This is a genomic window from Aquiflexum sp. (assembly GCF_041749095.1).
Lineage (GTDB): Bacteria > Bacteroidota > Bacteroidia > Cytophagales > Cyclobacteriaceae > Aquiflexum.
Genome location: NZ_JBGTCA010000203.1, coordinates 1 through 17580, shown reverse-complemented (window position 1 = coordinate 17580; position 17580 = coordinate 1). Strand labels below are relative to the sequence as shown.

Below are 17580 nucleotides of genomic sequence, written 5' to 3'. Positions count from 1 at the left end.
AAGAAGAAATGCTCTTTCTCACCCAAGAATGGAAAGGGGAAAGATTTGAGGATGGGAGACCAAAAGTTTCCGATGACCTTCTAAGAAGGATGAGGCTAGTCACCCATGATGAAGCATGGGCCGTCATGAGAAATGCCGGTTACAGATATCAATATGCAGACGGTTGGCAGACCATCAATCCTGACAGTATTTTGATAGGCAGGGCGGTCACTGCTACATTTATGCCAGGGAGGCCTGATATTCATGACGCCATAGATGAGAGGGGAAAAAAAGAAGGTAAGCGGGGCCAGAACTCATGGCCTGTAGATCTGCTGGTTCAGGGAGATGTATACGTAGTCGATCAATTCGGAATTCATGTGGACGGCCCGACGATTGGAGACAATGTAGGAAATGCCATTTTCGCAAAATCAGGAAATGGGATCATCTATGATGGTGCTATCAGGGATATTACCGGATTAAAGGAAATAGGTGGATTCACCTCATATTTTACAAGCTATCACCCCTCCCATCATAACCAACAAGGAAATCTCAATACCATGCTCATTGGAATAAATAAGCCTACAAGAATACGACAAGCAACAGTTATGGCAGGTGATATAGTTTTGGGAAGAGATGGTGGAGTATCATTTATCCCTGCGCACCTTGCAGAAAAAGTGGTCGTCACCTCTGAAGTAGTCAGGTTACGGGATATGTTCGGTCATGAAAGATTGAGAGCAGGATTATATACTGCTGGTCAGATTGATACAAGATGGTCAGATGAAATCGAAAGAGATTTTTCGGCCTGGCTCAATGAACATATCGATGAACTGCCTATTCCCAGAGAACAAATACAGGAAATCTTAAAAAATAGAACCTGGTAAATTTTCTTTGTCTGGAATGGCATTGGTTCTCAAAATGGAAGCAGTGGGATGAATTGATCCTTGAAGCTCCTTTGATTAAGGATGGATACATTCGTCTTACTGAAAGGACAGGTGTAGGCGTAACACCGAATGAAGCTGCCATTAAAAAATATGCAGTAAAGGACGCACCGTTCTTTTAAACCTATTAAATCTTTAATTAATAAAATAAACCCTTATGATGACAAATAATAAAGACAGTAGACGATCATTTTTACAAAAAGGATTGGTTGCCGGGCTGACAGGTGGAGCACTTTTAAGAACATTTGGACAGGGACTCAGTGCAGCAGTGGAAAGGCAGTCACCTTTTTCCAACCCCTCAGATTTAAAGATAACAGATGTCAAATGCGGTTATGTAAGAGGTGCTCTTTATGTAAAAATATATACCAATCAGGATGTTTGGGGATGTGGAGAAGCAGTTGATGCCATCCATGGAACATACCATTTGGTCCAAAGACTGGGCAATCAAATCAAAGGTCAAAGTCCTTTGAACCCAAACCGACTGGCCGAGCAAATCAGAAAGGGAGCATTTTTTGGAGGTGCACAGTCAGGGGTATTTGTTGCAGTTCTCACTGCTATAGAAACAGCCTTATGGGATATTACAGGTAAAGTTTTCGGTGTGCCTGTCTATCAACTGCTTGGTGGTAAATATAGGGATAAAATCAGGGTGTATTGTGATACTGCCTTATATACTTCAACCAATCCTACTCCTTCAGACTATGCCTTCGCTGCCAAAGACGCTGTAAGCAGGGGTTATAACGCAGTGAAATTTGATGTGGATGATGGGCGTGATCCAAATAAATATGACCGATTCAATTGGACTGCAAACCCTGCCGAAATTGATAGGATGTACAATGCCATTGCTGCTGTTAGAGAAGCCGTAGGTCCGAAAATTGATGTCTGCGTGGATATGCATGGCAGGTATGATGCCATCACAGGTTTGAAAATGGCCAGGATGTATGAGGATCTGAACCTCATGTGGCTGGAAGAACCAATCCCAGCGGATAATCCGGAAGTTTATAAATCCATCACTTCCCAAACCTCTACCCCTATTTGTACAGGTGAGAATATATACCTCGCCTATGGATTTACAAGATTACTATCCGAAGCAGCAGTTGATATCATTATGCCCGATATCCAAAAAGCCGGTGGCTTGGGCGAAGCCCAGCGAATTGCCAATCTTTCAAACCTATATTATGTGCCATTTTCCCCACACATGGTTGCGTCATTTTTGGGAGCCATGGCAAGCTGCCACGTCTGTGCATCTGTGCCCAACTTCCAGATTATGGAATGGCAGATTTATATGGACAAAGATCAATTGTGGAAAGATATCGTCACATACGATGGTCCAAGGACCGAAAACAGCTTTATCACACTTTCAGAAAAACCCGGGATCGGTGTGGAAATCAATGAGGAAGGTATGAAAAAATATGCTGTCCCGGGAATTCCTTTCTTTGAATGAACAAAAATTTCAATTTCCTCTTTCTGAGAAAATGAAATTTGGTTGGTTCCTGTAAGATCAATCTTTCTTTGATTAAAACCTTGAATCTACCAATCTTATAAAAGCACTAAGAATTACAGAATTTAATCAATTATATTATTAAATAATTCTATAACCAAAACCCAAAATTATGAAAAAACCTATTTTACTGGCCATTGCATTTATAGCATGCTTAGCTTATTCAACTGAGGCCCAACAGATCTCACCCACCCCTGATCAGGTTAAAATGCTGACCTCCCAATGGACTGGAGAGCGCTTTGCAGATGGACGGCCCAAAGTATCAGATGACCTACTCAAAAGGCTGGAAAAACTTTCCATGGAAGAATCATGGGGATTTCTGCGGAACAAAGGATACCACAATCAATATGAAAACGATTGGATTATCATCGATGATGATAGGGCAATGACAGGAAGAGCCCTCACAGCTCAATATATGCCCTTGAGAACTGATGTAAATGATCTGGTAAAAGAGATAGGAAAAAAAGAAGACCGAACACAAGCTGGTGGCACCAATTCCTGGCCAATAGACAAGTTGGTGGATGGAGATATTTATGTGGCGGACGGTTATGGGAAAATAGTTGATGGCACATTAATAGGAGATAACCTTGGAAATGCCATTTATGCCAAATCAAAAAAGGGTGTTATTTTTTATGGTTCTGTTCGCGACTTGGCCGGATTGTCAGCCATAGATGGTTTCAATGGATGGGTGAAGGGCCATGATCCATCATATATTCAGCAAATGATGCTTACCACGATCAATTACCCTATCCGGATCGGCCGTGCTACAGTGCTTCCTGGTGATGCGGTCCTGGCTAACAAATACGGTGTGATCTTTATTCCAGCACATCTTGTGGCTGACTTGGTCATTAATGGCGAATTTATCATGCTGCGGGATCAATTTGGTATCCAAAGACTCAAGGAAGGAAAATACACAGCAGGCGCAGTGGATAGCAAATGGAATGAGACGATTGTAAAGGATTTTCTAGATTGGGTCAATAAAAAATCCGACTTGCCTATGAGCCGGGAAGAACTGAATAATTTTCTTAAAGACAGGAATTGGTAATTCCTGATAGTCCAACAAACCAAGCTTAAACCTAAATTCTAACTTTATTCCTATAACACTATGAAAAATGCGCTTAAAGATATCATCAAAAACACCAAAGAAATAGAAAAAAAGTATGCGGCTGAAAGATTGGCTGAAATGAATAATCCAACCACCAAAGCCAACAGAAGAGACTTTCTTAAAAAAACAGCACTTGGAGGTATGTCCTTGACTGCTTTAATGGGACTTACTTTGGAAGATACCATGGCAGAAACCACCTCCAATGTGAGAAGAGCCTCAGCTCCTTCCGATTTGAAAATCACCGACCTCAGATATTGTGTCACTACCGTATTGGGCAGGACTGCCATTATCAGGATTGATACCAACCAAGGTATTTATGGTCTGGGTGAGGTCAGAGACGGTGCAGATCCTCGCTATGCCCTAATGCTGAAAAGCAGGATACTGGGAGAAAACCCTTGTAACGTTGAAAAAATCTTCAAGATTATCAAGCAGTTTGGAGGTCAAGCCCGTCAGGCCGGTGGTGTCTGTGCGGTAGAAATGGCCCTTTGGGACCTTTGCGGCAAAGCATATAATGTGCCTGCATGGCAACTTTTGGGTGGACGTTACAGGGACCATATCAGGTTGTATGCCGATACACCTACCGGTAGTAATCCCCAGGACCAAAAGGAAAAAATCAAATTCAGAACCGAAACTCAAGGATATTCCTGGCTTAAAATGGATGTCTCTATCAATCAGGTCAGAAATATACCCGGAACCTTGAACAATACAGAAATTCTTAAGCAAAATTCCAATCAATGGCAAGGTGGGTATATGTCTTATGCCAACACCAAACATGCATTTACAGGTGTTCAAATAACCGAAAAGGGATTGGATGAACTTGCAAAAATAGTTCACGACGTCAGAGAAATGGTCGGATATGAAATCCCGATTTCCACAGACCATTACGGTCATATCGATGTCAACAACTGTATCAAATTGGGCCGGGCTCTTGAAAAATACACCCTAGCCTGGTTGGAAGATATGGTCCCTTGGCAATGGACAGAGCAGCATAAAGCCATCACAGAAGCTTTGGTCACTCCCACCACGACAGGTGAAGACATTTTCTTACTTGAAAACTTCAAAGACCTCATCCACAACCGGGCAGTGGATATCGTGCATCCTGATCTGGCATCATCCGGTGGCCTATTGGAAACCAAGAGAATTGGAGACTACGCAGAGGAATTTGGTATTGCTATGGCCATGCATCAGGCAGGAACCCCTGTATCATTTATGGCAAATGTCCATTGCGCAGCAGCCACTCAGAATTTCCTTTCTTTGGAACACCATTCTGTGGATCTTCCATGGTGGGAAGACATGGTCAAAACTACAGGTGGCGACAAAATGATTGTCAAAGGTTACGCTCCTGTACCATTGACCGCACCTGGATTGGGAATCGAATTGAATGATGAGGTGCTAAAACAGCACCTTCACAAATCAGATTCATCTTACTTTGCCCCTACTCCCGAATGGGATGAAAAAAGGTCCCATGACAGGACCTGGAGCTAAAAAGGATGTCTATAAAGAAAGGGCTGGGTTGGATTCAACTTAGCCTTTTGTTATAGGTGTTAGATTTTAGATTGGAATGAAAAGGATGAAAGATGAAGGTGACAAAATCTCGATTCCCTAATATAAGTTTTGTTCTTGGTTCTTGGCTCTTGGAACCTGTCAACCTTTTTCATGAAGGGACATCTTGGCTCTTGGTTCTTGGCTCCTGTCCCTCGGTTCTCGTCTCTCGCTTCTCTCTCACTTCTCCCTTCTTGGCTCTTGGTTCTTAGCTCTTGTCTCTCCCTTCTCGCTTCTCTGCTTCTCGGTTCCCGGTTCTCGCCTCTCGGTTCTCACGTCTAAAACCAATCATCCCCCATCATTCATTTGCCTCCTACTATCTTCGGGATATTGTCTTAGATACCTTGTCCTACGATCCAGGAAATCAATAAGCAGTCGCTCCACTCTTTCATAGTCCATGTCCACAAATTGGTGATCAATGTGCAGAAGATTGAATTCTATGATCATGTCATCCATATCTTTGTCGGTCAGATTGTATTCCGTTTTGAGTGACTGCATCACCGAATCTGACTGGATAAGATCGAGGTAATTCTGTTGGCGGGAAATAAAGGCCAATTTTCTGGCATATTGTCTTTTTTGTCTTTCACTCTTCATAAAATATGAAATGGGGCCATCTATGGTAAAGCCCGGGTTGAGTCCCTCGTTGTTGCTGAGACCTGAGTATATCTTACCTGGACCGGCAGGTCTATCACTCAAGCTTCTCATACTGGACTGATTTCCTGCTTTAAAAGGGATAGTAATGGATTCTCCATAAAGATCAAACCTCGGAAGTGTTCTTGCATCCAAATAAATTTCTGTGAGAATATGAGTTTCCTCTTCTACCAATAATTTTTTGGGTATGAAATATGGCCTCGTTACCAAGAGACTGTCACCTTTGACGCCTTTGACCCTAAAGTATCCCCGCTCATTGGTCAGACTACTGTCTTTGCTCTGAAGATTGATTACCCATACCTTATCCAAGAAACCTTTATCCATCCCTTCAATGACATTACCTGTAATGACCTGTGATCTGGATTGGGTTTGTATAAGCACTACACCTATGAAAAGGATAAACAGAAATTTTTTCACAAGTCAAATTTACTCCGTACAGGCATACCGGAAAAGTTTCCAGCGTTAAAAGATATTAACCCTACTTTTTCAATTAATGCTAAAAGATCGAAACCTGACAGACTTTTCCAGCTCAGGGAGTATTTTAATGCTTTTCCGGTCAATAACCTGTCAGGTTTAACGCTTTTATAAATATGACAAAGCAAGGTTAATCTTAAATCCCTAACTTTAGTTTGTTTCCCATATTATACCATTAATGATTCCATGACAAACCTGAAACTAACAAGATTCGCCCCCACGCCAAGTGGATTTCTTCATTTAGGGAATGTATATTCCTTCATAGTGACTTATCATTTGTCGAAAAAACATCAGGCAAAAATCCTTTTAAGAATTGATGACCTGGACAGGGAAAGGGTAAAGAACAGGTATATAGAGGATATTTTTGACACCCTGAACTTTTTGGAATTGCCCTACGATCTGGGTCCAAAAAACCTAAAGGATTTTAAAAGTAGTTTTTCCCAAAGCGAAAGGATGGGACAATACGCCAAAGCATTGGAAATCTTAAGACAGAGTAAACTTCTTTTTGCCTGTGATTGTAGCAGAAAAAAGGTGGAGAAAATGCATCCAAAAGGATATTATACCGGTTTTTGCAGAAACAGAAAATTGCCCTTTGATCAAAATGAAACCTCTTGGAGACTCAAGGCCGACATGCATCAGGATATATCTTTCAAGGATCTAAATGAAGGACATATTGTTGGAAAACTACCTGGAATACTGACAGATTTTATAGTCAGAAAAAAAGACGGGCTTCCTGCTTATCAATTGACTTCTGTTGTAGATGACCTGTACTTTGGAGTTGACTTAGTCGTAAGGGGTAAAGATCTATTTGGTTCTACCTTAGCACAGGTTTTTCTGTCCGAACATTTAGGACCTAATGCATTTGCACAGAACACTTTTTATCACCATTATCTCCTTCAAGACCCAAATAATCAGAAACTCTCAAAATCTGCCGGGGCAACCTCTATCCAATTCATGAGAAAATCCGGGAAGAAGAAGGAAGATATTTACATGATGATTGGCGAATGGTTGGGGGTGAAAGAAAGAATTAAAAGTCTGGAAGAGTTTGGGAGGTATGTTTGAATTAAATGCCAGTACCATTCCATCAAACAAAGGATTGCTAGTGAAAAGGACCTTGCCTTGTCACCTCGACGTCAGGAGAGGTCTATAAACCATAGGCAGAACAGATTTCTCCTACCGTCGAAATGACAAGGAGGAGTTAAATGCCAGTAGCTATCCATTAAAACAAGGACAGCTCGTTAAAAAGACTTATCCTTGTCACCTCGACGACAGGAGAGGTCTAATTGCCCGGTTAAAGGTTAAAGATTTCTCCCTACGGTCCTGCCACGGCAGGCAGGCGAAATGACAAGGAGAAGTTAAATACCAATAGTCTATCCATCAAAACAAGGACAGCTATTTAAATAAACCTTGCCATGTCACCTCGACGGCAGGAGAGGTCTATAACCCCTAGGCAGAACAGATTTCTCTCTATCAATATTTCGCAGGAACTCCTTTTCCCGGCAAGGTCTTTTGAATAAACTGTCTGATATCTTCGTTGGAGGTGGCCAGATCTTCGGCACGTAGGTACATCATGTGACCGCTTCTATATCCTTTGAAGCTTAACCTGTCCTGCATTTTGCCGGCAGGATCGATTTGCCACATGTTGTATTTGGCATTGAAATAATCCGTACCACCATCAAAATATCCAGATTGAGTCATCACATGTAAGTATGGATTCTGCAACATTGCCTGCGCCAGTTGCATTCCAGTATTCTCATTGCTTCTGTCCCATGGATGTACCGGACCAAAAAGGTAATAAGTCAGATCAGTGTCAAATTTCAAAATGTTTTTGGCATAATGATTCATGGCCGGTGAAAATGCATGGTTCCAGGAACTCAAGGCCGGGTCATAATCATACCTTTCTCCTGCATCAATTTGATCGATTCCTCTGTAGCGGCTATCTAACCTTCCAATGGTCAGGCCTTTATCCCTCATCAATTCTTTCCAATAGAAACTGGTTGGGACTGCCAATGCATGGTTCAATATTACCTGCTCACTCAAGCCTGAGTAATAAGACATCTTTTTGGCAATTTCTTTCCTTTCTGCAGGGTCCAGGGAACCACCTTTTGTAATGGCAGGAATAAGAACATCCAAAGTGTATTTTTCCACTTCAGGGAGTATGTCGTCCAAATCCCTACTTTGAAGATCTGAAGGAAGCACTTTATGGTACCAAGAGGTGGCGGCAAAGTATGGCAGGTAATTGGCTTTGGCTACAGGACCGCTTCTGTCCAGTCCCATAGGTGTTGGGGAAACCAAAACCACTCCGTTGAAATACATCCAATGGGAATTTTGCAATTCATGCACCAATCCAGCCACACGGGTAGTCCCATAACTTTCCCCGATCAGGTATTTTGGAGAAGCCCACCTGTTTTGTCTTGTCACAAAGGTCTTCACCCAATCCGCCAGGTATTTGATGTCCGAATTGATTCCGAAAAAAGTGGATCTCGGAGTTTCTTTGTCCAGAATTCTGGAATACCCTGTGTTGACCGGGTCAATATAAATAATGTCCGCAACATCCAGAATAGAATGGGGATTTTGATTGACTACATATGGTTGAAGTGGATTTCCCTCATCGTCAATATTCAATTTGTAAGGGCCTGTGTAGGCCAAGTGCATCCATAGAGATCCTGAACCCGGACCTCCGTTGAATGAGAAAACCAATGGTCGAGTCGCTTTGTCACTGATATCTGTCCTTTCATAGTAGGTGAAAAACAAAGAAGCGATAGGCTTACCTTCTTCATTCCAAACAGGCATTGTGCCTGCAGTGGCTTTATAGGGCACTCTTTTTCCTTTGATAGTAATTTCACCATTGGTCACTGAGGCGGATTCTACCTTGATTTCCCTATTCTCCTGAGCAAATCCAAATGACATGGTTAAGAGCAACAGGCATAAAGTCAATAATTGTTTTTTCATATCATATTTGAGTCAAATTCTTCGACTAAGATAATTGATCTCTAAAAACAGTCCTTAGTATTTATATAGATTGATATTGAATAGGATAAGTGGGATAATTTTCACCAAAAGGGCAAAAGCTCAAATTGAGCTTTTGCCCTTTTGGTGAAAATGTAATTGGCTTCATTAAAATTTTCAATTTAAAAATGAAGATTGGAAGGGAAGACTTACTTTGCAATGTTATTTCAAATAGTATAATTGATCTATTCTAAAATCTTTCTTCAAATTAAAAAATACCTGAAACAGGGTATTTTGCAGAAATATTAAAAGCACAATGATGATCAGATCATTATTAAATAAAACTTTAAACAATACAAAATGACTTTTGAAAAGCCCGTTTTAGAAATACTCTTTGAAGATGATTTTTATATTGGGATCAATAAACCTGCGGGGATTTTGGTACACAAAACCAGTATTGCAAAAGAAGAGGAGGCACTGTATGCGCTACAACTATTAAGGGATCAAATTGGCCAAAAAGTGTATCCACTCCACCGAATCGACAGGCCAACAAGTGGGGTTTTGATGTTTGCCAAATCCTCAGAAGCTGCTTCAATTCTACAGCCCCTGTTTCCTACAACCGCAGTGGAAAAATATTACTTATGTATAGTCCGCGGTTACATGGAAATTGACCATGGAATTATCGATCGTCCATTAAAGAAAAAACTGTATGGAGATTTGCAGGAAGCACAAACATCCTATTGGTCTTTATCCCAATCGGAAATACCATTTGCTTCCTCTCCAAAGTATCCGACAAGCAGGTATTCACTATTGAAAGTATATCCCCATACCGGAAGGATGCATCAGATAAGAAGACACATGGCACATGCGCGTCATTATGTAATCGGAGACAGAACCCATGGAGACAACAAGCAGAATAATTTTTTCAGAGCACGGTTCGGATTGGAAAATATGTTGCTGCATGCCAGGCAAATAAAATTTTCACATCCTTTCACAAAACAGGAAATCATATTGCAGGCTGACTTGCCTGATCATTTTCTAAAAACAATGGAGTTTTTAGGCCTCCATTTGGACCAGATTAAACTTACTTCTTATTGGCCCAGAATATGATGACTGCTGAAGTGATAAACATGATCAAACTATAAATCGCAATCGGAATGGTCATCTCCGAATTTTTCAACAATGTGGCCGCAATCATAATGCCCAAGGTTCCATTTTGAATTCCCGATTCAATGGATACTGTGAGCCTTTGCTTTTTGGGTAGTAAAAAAACAGAGGCCAAAAAGAACCCAACTACTAAAGTCAAGATGTTCAAGGAAAGCATAATCGGCCCGGTAAGAATAAAGAATTCAACGATTGAATCTCTTTCTTTTAGAATAGCTGCAATCAATACAGCAGCAAATATCACGGCCGATGCGATCCTTACAGGTCTGTCTGCTTTAATGGCCAAAACAGGAAATCTTTTCTTCAAAAACATACCAATAGATACAGGAACTACAGTGACTCCCATAATCTGAATAATTGTCTGTAATACAGGAAGTCTAATACTCCCTTCTTCTCCAAAAAAAGCAATGGCAAAATTAACAATGATGGGGATGGTAATTATGGTGATAAAAGAACTTACCGCCGTCAGACTGATCGATAGGGCGATATCTCCCCTCGAAAGGTGGGTGATCAAGTTGGAAGTAGCTCCTCCGGGACAAGCTGCCAAAATCATCACTCCTACCGCCATAGCACCTGTCAGCCCAAAAACCTGTGCAAGGGCAAATCCAAATATAGGAAGCAAGATAAGTTGGTTTGTCAGGCCAATAATCATGGCTTTGGGATAAACAAATATATTCTTGAAGTCCTTAATCGAAAGTGATAGACCCATTCCAAGCATAATAAATGCTAGGGCCAAAGGAAGAAAAACTGCTGTCAGAATGCTGTCTTGCATGGTGATTATTGGGTTGGTGAAAATTGATTATTTGAAATAAAGATCTGTATTTAATCCAAGTATTTAAATGCAATCAGATATTTGTAGATACTTGAAATTAGGATATTGATTTCAGAAACCAGGGTTTAATTTAGTTTTTACTTGTCCAGCCACTTTTGAAAATATCCATATACCCATCCCTATCTTAAATCCTCCAACAATTCCAAAACCAGTTTGTGAAGAACAGGTGCTGTGTCCGGACCAAGGGAATTGATTTCACCATAGGGTCTTTTTTCTTTTCCATAGGTAAAGGGCGGTTTTTCATCCCATTGACTTTTAGGAACTATATAGCCGATCATGTCATTGGACATGCCATTGAAAAACCTGAATTGACCTGGCATGACCGACCTGATAGCAGGAACCTCGACCGGTTCAATACCAAAATCAGCACCCTCAGGAGACTCTACTCCACCGTTCAATATCTCAGGATACAGTTCCCCGGGAACATGTACAAATGATGCCGGCCCCATGGTCCATACGGCCACTTCAGACCTTATTTTCCACCGAGAACTTAAACCTCTTTTGAAAATACCGATCCATGCGGCTAACTTAAATAGTTTGTTGTCCAAGGAGAGTTCTACGGTTTTCGCCCGGATATTGAGATTAGCTGAATTAACTCCTACCAGGGTGTCACCTGCTAATTTTTCCAGAACAATTTTGGCAAGTGCTTTGCCTTGTGCATCGATTTTATCATTGTTTTCTTCCTGAAAGACTTTTCCTGAATAAGGATCTGCAATTGGAATACTCGGATGCGTTGTCATCAAACCTCCAAGAGCACCATTTAGGAAAACTGCTACACCTCCGACACCTTCAAGTTTGACACTATCGTTTTCCATTATTCCATTTTCTACATATTCCCTGAAATAGTGAGGGAAATCAGAACTGATCAGCGTGTTTACTGACCAAAGTGTTTCAGGATGATTTCCCCAATTCATGAGAGTACCCAAAGTACGGTCATCATTTGAAGCCATCACTTGCATAATCCGAATAGCCGCATCAAAGACCTGTGGATCTCTGGTATCACCCACCAATGGAAGTGCTGCCTCTTCATCTATTGCAAATCTGAAATAAGCTGGTTCAAGTACATTGGTGGCATTTTCCACTGACTCTAGAATTCCCTTCATGACAAACTCAAGGTAATCGGCGTTGACGCCATTGGAATATTCATTCTTTCCCCACATGCCCATCAAATCAGGCGAAGAATGCACATGGGTACTGGAAATGATCAAATAATCAATTTTCAGCGACTCTTTCAATCTTTTCCTTACCCTGACTACTTCATCATGACCAAACCCAATCATATCAATGACACACAAAGCCAACTTCGAATTGCCATCATCCAACACCATTGTCCTGGCCCATAGGGGATCGTTGACACCTGAGGCAGGTCTGTTATGGTGAAAACCGGCCAAATAAATGGGATCAAATTTTCCGTTGCCGTTCAGGTCCTGGTAAACATCCCCGTCCTTCTCGTTGAATCGGGCATCACTATTCTCGTCAGTCCAAGTATCGAAATCAATTGGAGTGATGTCAACTTTGGAAAATCCTGCTTTGATAGATGATAAATGGCCAGAATTGATCTTTAGATCGACCACATATCCCTTGTGACGGTCCCTAAATTGATAAAATGTGTAGGAGACAAAAATAACTGCAAAAACCAATAACAGTATCAAGCTAACCTTTAGCCATTTTTTCATATTCAACAGTATTTTGGGTTATTGAAACAATATAGGATTAAAAATATTGATTTAAAAAAATTTTTAAACCTCCCCAATATATATCCGTTTTTCGGGATAGGTCATTTATCTTTTCTACATGAACAAAGCATTACCCGTCATATTAATCTGCCTGCTATTATTCCAATGCGATTCTGGAAAAGATGGATTACCTGCAAATTCACAATTATTACGGAACACGGATATTTCTTTATCCCCGGATTCATTTTCTCCGTGGGTACCTGTCACAAACGATGGGTTTTCTTTAGGGATCAGTCAGGAAACTTTTCTATCCGGAAACAGATCATTATTTATTGAAAATCAGGACAGCCTCAATGTAAATGCTGCTTTATGGAGACAAACCTACGATGGCCCAATGCCCTCAGAAGGAAGACGCTTGACCTTAAGGGCTCATTTAAAAGGTGAAAATATTGAATTAAAAAGCACTGGCAGTAACATTTACATTTCGGTCAGGATGTTTCCTGTTGAGGACAGCGAAGGAACAACCATCAACAGATTTTTGTCCTCCCAAAACAGATTTCGGATTTTTGGGACTTTTGATTGGGAACCTTTAGCGGTCTCCATTCCAAGCTTTCCAAAAGATGTCGAATTTATCACGGTTTATCTGGTAATGGGACCTAGGACAACCGGTAAGGTTTTCTTTGATGATATTACTTTGACAGTTGAATGAATTACGGGATTCCCTTTAATTGATATTCGATATATTGTTGTCAATCAATTTTATCATTCTTTTCTTGCTTTTCCTTCTCTTCATCCTTTTTTTCTTTTTCTATGGCTTTATCTTCCTCCACCCCGGCCTGCTTTATTTCCTGGGGCGTATCCTTATCTGTAGCTTTTTTGATCACCTCTCCATCACCATCTACTTCCATCAATTCTACCCTTACGGCTTCCTTGTAAGGTGTTATACTTCCCCCGGCTTTTTCTGCAATGTAAAAAGTAATCTGAGCTCCGAACAAGAAGATGATCACCGAATAATAAATCCAAATGAGGATAAATACCAAGGATCCTGCGGTACCATAGGCATCTCCAACATCTGAATTTGCCATATAAATACCCAATAAGTATTTTCCCAAAGCAAACAGAAGCATAGTCACAAACGCTCCCAGCCAAACATCTCTCCATTTTACTCGGGCATCTGGAAGAACTCTATACATAAGGCCAAAAATGATAACCAAAATGCCCTGCGCAAATAAAAAGTTTGCAATGGAAGCTAAAAACAAGGTGGATTCATCAAGTAAATTCGATAAATATCTAAAAAATATCACAATGATAGCGTCAACTAAAAGGGAAACCAACAAAACAAATCCAATTGAAGCAACCATAGAAAAACTAAGTAACCGGTTAATCAGAAATTTTAAAAATCCCCTTGCAGGCTTGGCTTTTATATGCCAAATATGATTGATACTGTTCTGCAAACTTATAAATACGGTCGTTGCACTGAATATTAATACTCCTACCCCCAGTACTTTGGCCCAAAAACTCTGGTTATCCACTCTGGCACTTTGAATGATATTATCGAAGGTTTCGGCACTGTCCGAACCCAAAGTTTCAGTGACTTGATTAAGTAACTCTTCACGTACTTCTCCTTCACTATAAAAATAAGAGGCCACCGTTAGTGAGACAATCAATAGGCCCGGTAGGCTAAATATGGTATAAAAAGCTGTAGAAGCAGCAAAGGTCATCGCCTCGTTTTTGGCAAAATCTTTTACACTCTCCAGAATGATTTGGAAGGATGTGTATTTTTTGAATTTCCTGAAATTCGATTTAAACATGATTTCAAAATATTTACCTTTATGCTTTTAAATATCCGAAAGTTCTAATAAAAATATCAACCTGTTTAAGTTCTACGCAAAATCAATGCTATTCGTACACAAGGATTGATCATTCTCATTACCGGATTCCGTTCTCAGGATACTTTCCGGTGACCGTTCTTCCAAAAGCCTTCATTTCTTCTATTTGTTCATCCAATTTTCCATTGGGATAAATAATGGGTCCAATGCCAGCTTCTTTCTTTTTATAGTCCAAGTATCCCATTACTATAGGGACATCTGCTCCCAATGCAATATGGTAAAACCCTGACTTCCATCTCGGGGCATAGCTTCGAGTACCTTCGGGAGTCACCATGATGACCAATTCATCAGAATCTTTCAGCATGTTGACCATTGCCTCTGTGTAGGTTTGCTTTCTTCCTCCCGGAACTCGCTTTCTATCAATGGCTATTCCTCCCAGTCCTTTGATCAACCAACCCAAAGGTCCAATCATGACTTCTTTTTTGATGGTAAATCTGACAGGAATATCCATCAGGAAAAATGCTGCCCTTGCATACAGTATATCCCAGTTACTTGTATGGGGAATAGCAATCAGGACTGCTTTTTTCAGGTCTTTTGGCCAGCCAATATTCAAAGACCAACCACTGATCCAAAAAACTATTCTTGACAAAAATTTCATCATGATTTACTACATTTTTTTATCGGTTGCAAGTTCTGTTATTCCCGGGTTTTCCGCAATAAATTCAACTGCTGTTTGAAAACCAGCCTCAAAAATTTCTTTGGCCTTTTTGATTTCCAAAACACCATACCTGGCAAGTCCTTTAGGTTCAATAAAATAATCGCAACTTGGTTTTCTGCTGTAAGTATTGTAATTCATTGACATAATTACTGATCTTTCAATGAGTTTTTTGATGTTTTTGATATTGTGTTCAACGGGCAGATGGTTACAGTTTACGCCAATGATCGCATCACAGATTCCTTCCAAAGGTTCTACCGGAAGATTATTAAGGACACCACCATCCACATAAAACACATCATTGAATTCCATGGGGTCAAACATTCCCGGAATACAGGATGATGCCATTAATGGTTTGATCAATTCTCCTTCTGAGAAATAAACTACCTTTGCCCTTGTGATATCGACAGCTACCAGAGTTAGTGGAATTTTAAGATCGGCAAAATTATTCGTTGGCAGGTACTTGGCATAGAGTTCTTCTACTGAATCCATTTTTAGGATTCCGGTCCAGCTGATTGCCGGTTTTATGAATTTGAAAAAGTTGGTTTTGATGATGATTTCCAGTATTTCATCCGGTTCCATTCCGCTACAGTAAAAAGCACCTGCAATGGCACCTGCACTGCATCCACTGAACCTGTTTGGAAATATTCCATGTTGGTTTAGGGCCTTTAAAACACCTAAATGTGCAACTCCTCTAACTCCCCCACCTGAAAGGGCTATTCCAATTTTTTTATCAAAGTTCATCCAGTGAAAATGTTTGGTCCAAACGTACGCCTTTTTCAGTCATTTTTACTGTGCAGCATTCGTTTATGGGATCATGTTCCAGAAATATAACATAATTGTTCAAAGCCGCTTCCTCCAAAAAAGTCTTTTTCTCCTCCAAGGTTATTAAAGGACGGATATCATAACCCATTACATAAGGCAAAGGAATATGTCCAACAGAAGGCAGCAGGTCAGCCGCAAAAACAACAGTTCTTCCTCTATAGTTGAGCTTGGGCAGCATCTGCTTATCCGTATGTCCATCAGCAGTCAAAAATTCAAATGAGGTACCGAATTTCTTTTCATTCAAATCAAGAAATTTCAACTGACCGCTTTCCTGCATCGGAATAATATTTTCTTCCAATAAGGAAGCCTTTTCCCTTGGATTAGGTTTGATGGCCCATTTCCAATGGTCATTATTTGACCAATAGACTGCATTCGGAAAGGTCATTTCCAATTTATCCGGATTTCCATTTCGATATCTTACTCCACCCCCACAATGGTCAAAATGTAAATGGGTCAGAAAGTTGTCAGTAATATCTTTAAAGCTAAATCCTTTGTTTTGTAGTGAGCTTTCAAGACTCATATCTCCATGTAGGTAATAATGTGAAAAAAATCTGGCATCCTGCTTGTCCCCTATCCCATTATCAATCAAAATCAGCCGATCTCCCAACTCCACAAGCAAACAACGCATGGCCCAGGTACAAAGATTGTTTTCATCCGCAGGGTTGGATTTTGACCAAAGGACTTTCGGAACGACGCCAAACATAGCACCTCCATCCAATTTAAAAAAACCTGTATTGATGACATGCAATTTCATTGATCAATTTCTAGAAATAAAAAAACCCACAAACCCAATGTTCCAAAAATGGAAATAAAAGGATTTGTGGGTTAAAAGACTTTTGACTATTCCTCAAAAACTCCCATTGCACAGAATTTGTCAATCCTTTGGTCAATGCGTTTTTCAGGCTTTATTTTATCCAATTCTTTCAATGCTTCAAGAATTGTCTGTTTAATGGTTCCGGCCATTTTTTTCATGTCCTTATGAGCGCCACCAAGTGGTTCTTCAATAATCCCATCAATCAGACCGTTGGTTTTCATATCTATAGCAGTAAGCTTCAATGCTTCGGCAGCCTGTTCTTTATAATCCCAACTTCTCCACAAGATAGATGAACATGATTCCGGAGAGATGACAGAATACCAGGTATTTTCCAACATATATACCTTATCACCAATCGCAATTCCCAATGCTCCTCCTGAGGCACCTTCTCCGATAATGATACAGATGACGGGGACCTTCAGCATAAACATTTCTTTCAGGTTCCTGGCTATGGCTTCTCCCTGCCCCCTCTCCTCGGCTTCAATTCCCGGAAATGCACCCGGAGTATCGATTAGGGTTACGATAGGCTTTCCGAACTTTTCCGCCATTTTCATTAATCTCAGGGCCTTTCTATAACCTTCAGGATTGG

The 17580-nt window shown here is 40.6% G+C and carries 16 protein-coding genes; 7 read left to right on the top strand and 9 right to left on the bottom strand.

Features of this window, described 5'->3' with window-relative positions:
* From ACEW8O_RS09915 to ACEW8O_RS09900, 4 genes are all read left to right on the top strand, one after another.
* On the top strand, window positions 1-860 hold an 860-nt coding region (locus ACEW8O_RS09915), incomplete at its 5' end, for an RraA family protein (RefSeq protein ID WP_373494471.1).
* A gap of 217 nt (window positions 861-1077) precedes the next feature.
* Window positions 1078-2358, top strand: coding sequence for a mandelate racemase/muconate lactonizing enzyme family protein (locus ACEW8O_RS09910; RefSeq protein WP_373494472.1), 1281 nt, complete (start codon window positions 1078-1080; stop codon window positions 2356-2358).
* Between the two features lie 169 nt (window positions 2359-2527).
* Window positions 2528-3460 (top strand): RraA family protein, encoded by a 933-nt coding sequence (locus ACEW8O_RS09905; RefSeq protein WP_373494470.1) that lies wholly within the window; start codon window positions 2528-2530, stop codon window positions 3458-3460.
* A gap of 60 nt (window positions 3461-3520) precedes the next feature.
* Window positions 3521-5005 carry a mandelate racemase/muconate lactonizing enzyme family protein gene (locus ACEW8O_RS09900; RefSeq protein ID WP_373494469.1) on the top strand — a complete coding sequence of 495 codons (1485 nt, stop codon included), beginning with the start codon at window positions 3521-3523 and terminating at the stop codon, window positions 5003-5005.
* 345 nt (window positions 5006-5350) lie between these two features.
* Here the strand turns inward: ACEW8O_RS09900 and ACEW8O_RS09895 are convergent, their stop codons facing one another.
* On the bottom strand, window positions 5351-6130 hold the full coding sequence (locus ACEW8O_RS09895) for a hypothetical protein (RefSeq protein WP_373494468.1): 780 nt from the start codon (window positions 6128-6130) through the stop codon (window positions 5351-5353).
* A gap of 243 nt (window positions 6131-6373) precedes the next feature.
* Between ACEW8O_RS09895 and ACEW8O_RS09890 the strand changes: the two genes are divergently transcribed.
* Window positions 6374-7249, top strand: coding sequence for a glutamate--tRNA ligase family protein (locus tag ACEW8O_RS09890; RefSeq protein WP_373494467.1), 876 nt, complete (start codon window positions 6374-6376; stop codon window positions 7247-7249).
* A 408-nt stretch (window positions 7250-7657) separates the two neighbouring features.
* Here ACEW8O_RS09890 and ACEW8O_RS09885 read toward each other — a convergent pair whose 3' ends face one another.
* Entirely contained in the window at window positions 7658-9139 is a 1482-nt protein-coding gene (locus tag ACEW8O_RS09885) for a S10 family peptidase (protein ID WP_373494466.1), read from the bottom strand.
* A gap of 357 nt (window positions 9140-9496) precedes the next feature.
* Between ACEW8O_RS09885 and ACEW8O_RS09880 the strand changes: the two genes are divergently transcribed.
* Window positions 9497-10246, top strand: coding sequence for a pseudouridine synthase (locus ACEW8O_RS09880; RefSeq protein WP_373494465.1), 750 nt, complete (start codon window positions 9497-9499; stop codon window positions 10244-10246).
* Here ACEW8O_RS09880 and ACEW8O_RS09875 read toward each other — a convergent pair.
* Both ACEW8O_RS09875 and ACEW8O_RS09870 read right to left on the bottom strand, forming a co-directional pair.
* Window positions 10221-11072 carry a bile acid:sodium symporter family protein gene (locus tag ACEW8O_RS09875; RefSeq protein WP_373494464.1) on the bottom strand — a complete coding sequence of 284 codons (852 nt, stop codon included), beginning with the start codon at window positions 11070-11072 and terminating at the stop codon, window positions 10221-10223. The two genes, ACEW8O_RS09880 and ACEW8O_RS09875, sit on opposite strands and share 26 nt — an antisense overlap.
* 179 nt (window positions 11073-11251) lie before the next feature.
* Entirely contained in the window at window positions 11252-12808 is a 1557-nt protein-coding gene (locus ACEW8O_RS09870; protein ID WP_373494463.1) for a hypothetical protein, read from the bottom strand.
* A 118-nt stretch (window positions 12809-12926) separates the two neighbouring features.
* On the opposite strand from ACEW8O_RS09870, the gene ACEW8O_RS09865 reads away from it, so the two are divergent.
* A complete protein-coding gene (locus ACEW8O_RS09865) occupies window positions 12927-13517 on the top strand; it encodes a hypothetical protein (RefSeq protein WP_373494462.1) in 591 nt (196 codons plus the stop codon).
* Between the two features lie 40 nt (window positions 13518-13557).
* Here ACEW8O_RS09865 and ACEW8O_RS09860 read toward each other — a convergent pair whose 3' ends face one another.
* From ACEW8O_RS09860 to ACEW8O_RS09840, 5 genes are all read right to left on the bottom strand, one after another.
* Entirely contained in the window at window positions 13558-14619 is a 1062-nt protein-coding gene (locus ACEW8O_RS09860; protein WP_373494461.1) for a YihY/virulence factor BrkB family protein, read from the bottom strand.
* Between the two features lie 118 nt (window positions 14620-14737).
* Window positions 14738-15298 carry a 1-acyl-sn-glycerol-3-phosphate acyltransferase gene (locus ACEW8O_RS09855; RefSeq protein ID WP_373494460.1) on the bottom strand — a complete coding sequence of 187 codons (561 nt, stop codon included), beginning with the start codon at window positions 15296-15298 and terminating at the stop codon, window positions 14738-14740.
* Window positions 15299-15304: 6 nt separating this feature from the next.
* Window positions 15305-16096 (bottom strand): patatin-like phospholipase family protein, encoded by a 792-nt coding sequence (locus tag ACEW8O_RS09850; protein ID WP_373494459.1) that lies wholly within the window; start codon window positions 16094-16096, stop codon window positions 15305-15307.
* Window positions 16086-16931 (bottom strand): MBL fold metallo-hydrolase, encoded by an 846-nt coding sequence (locus ACEW8O_RS09845; RefSeq protein ID WP_373494458.1) that lies wholly within the window; start codon window positions 16929-16931, stop codon window positions 16086-16088. The genes ACEW8O_RS09850 and ACEW8O_RS09845 overlap by 11 nt, the downstream gene beginning before the upstream one ends.
* 86 nt (window positions 16932-17017) lie before the next feature.
* The coding region (locus ACEW8O_RS09840; protein WP_373494457.1) for a carboxyl transferase domain-containing protein at window positions 17018-17580 on the bottom strand (563 nt) is incomplete at its 5' end.

Excerpts from the sequence above, each read along its gene's own strand:
- ACEW8O_RS09910 (WP_373494472.1), top strand. The coding sequence starts at position 1,078 with ATGACAAATAATAAAGACAGTAGACGATCATTTTTACAAAAAGGATTG.
- ACEW8O_RS09905 (WP_373494470.1), top strand. The coding sequence starts at position 2,528 with ATGAAAAAACCTATTTTACTGGCCATTGCATTTATAGCATGCTTAGCT.
- ACEW8O_RS09900 (WP_373494469.1), top strand. The coding sequence starts at position 3,521 with ATGAAAAATGCGCTTAAAGATATCATCAAAAACACCAAAGAAATAGAA.
- ACEW8O_RS09890 (WP_373494467.1), top strand. The coding sequence starts at position 6,374 with ATGACAAACCTGAAACTAACAAGATTCGCCCCCACGCCAAGTGGATTT.
- ACEW8O_RS09885 (WP_373494466.1), bottom strand. The coding sequence starts at position 9,139 with ATGAAAAAACAATTATTGACTTTATGCCTGTTGCTCTTAACCATGTCA.
- ACEW8O_RS09880 (WP_373494465.1), top strand. The coding sequence starts at position 9,497 with ATGACTTTTGAAAAGCCCGTTTTAGAAATACTCTTTGAAGATGATTTT.
- ACEW8O_RS09875 (WP_373494464.1), bottom strand. The coding sequence starts at position 11,072 with ATGCAAGACAGCATTCTGACAGCAGTTTTTCTTCCTTTGGCCCTAGCA.
- ACEW8O_RS09870 (WP_373494463.1), bottom strand. The coding sequence starts at position 12,808 with ATGAAAAAATGGCTAAAGGTTAGCTTGATACTGTTATTGGTTTTTGCA.
- ACEW8O_RS09865 (WP_373494462.1), top strand. The coding sequence starts at position 12,927 with ATGAACAAAGCATTACCCGTCATATTAATCTGCCTGCTATTATTCCAA.
- ACEW8O_RS09860 (WP_373494461.1), bottom strand. The coding sequence starts at position 14,619 with ATGTTTAAATCGAATTTCAGGAAATTCAAAAAATACACATCCTTCCAA.
- ACEW8O_RS09855 (WP_373494460.1), bottom strand. The coding sequence starts at position 15,298 with ATGATGAAATTTTTGTCAAGAATAGTTTTTTGGATCAGTGGTTGGTCT.
- ACEW8O_RS09850 (WP_373494459.1), bottom strand. The coding sequence starts at position 16,096 with ATGAACTTTGATAAAAAAATTGGAATAGCCCTTTCAGGTGGGGGAGTT.
- ACEW8O_RS09845 (WP_373494458.1), bottom strand. The coding sequence starts at position 16,931 with ATGAAATTGCATGTCATCAATACAGGTTTTTTTAAATTGGATGGAGGT.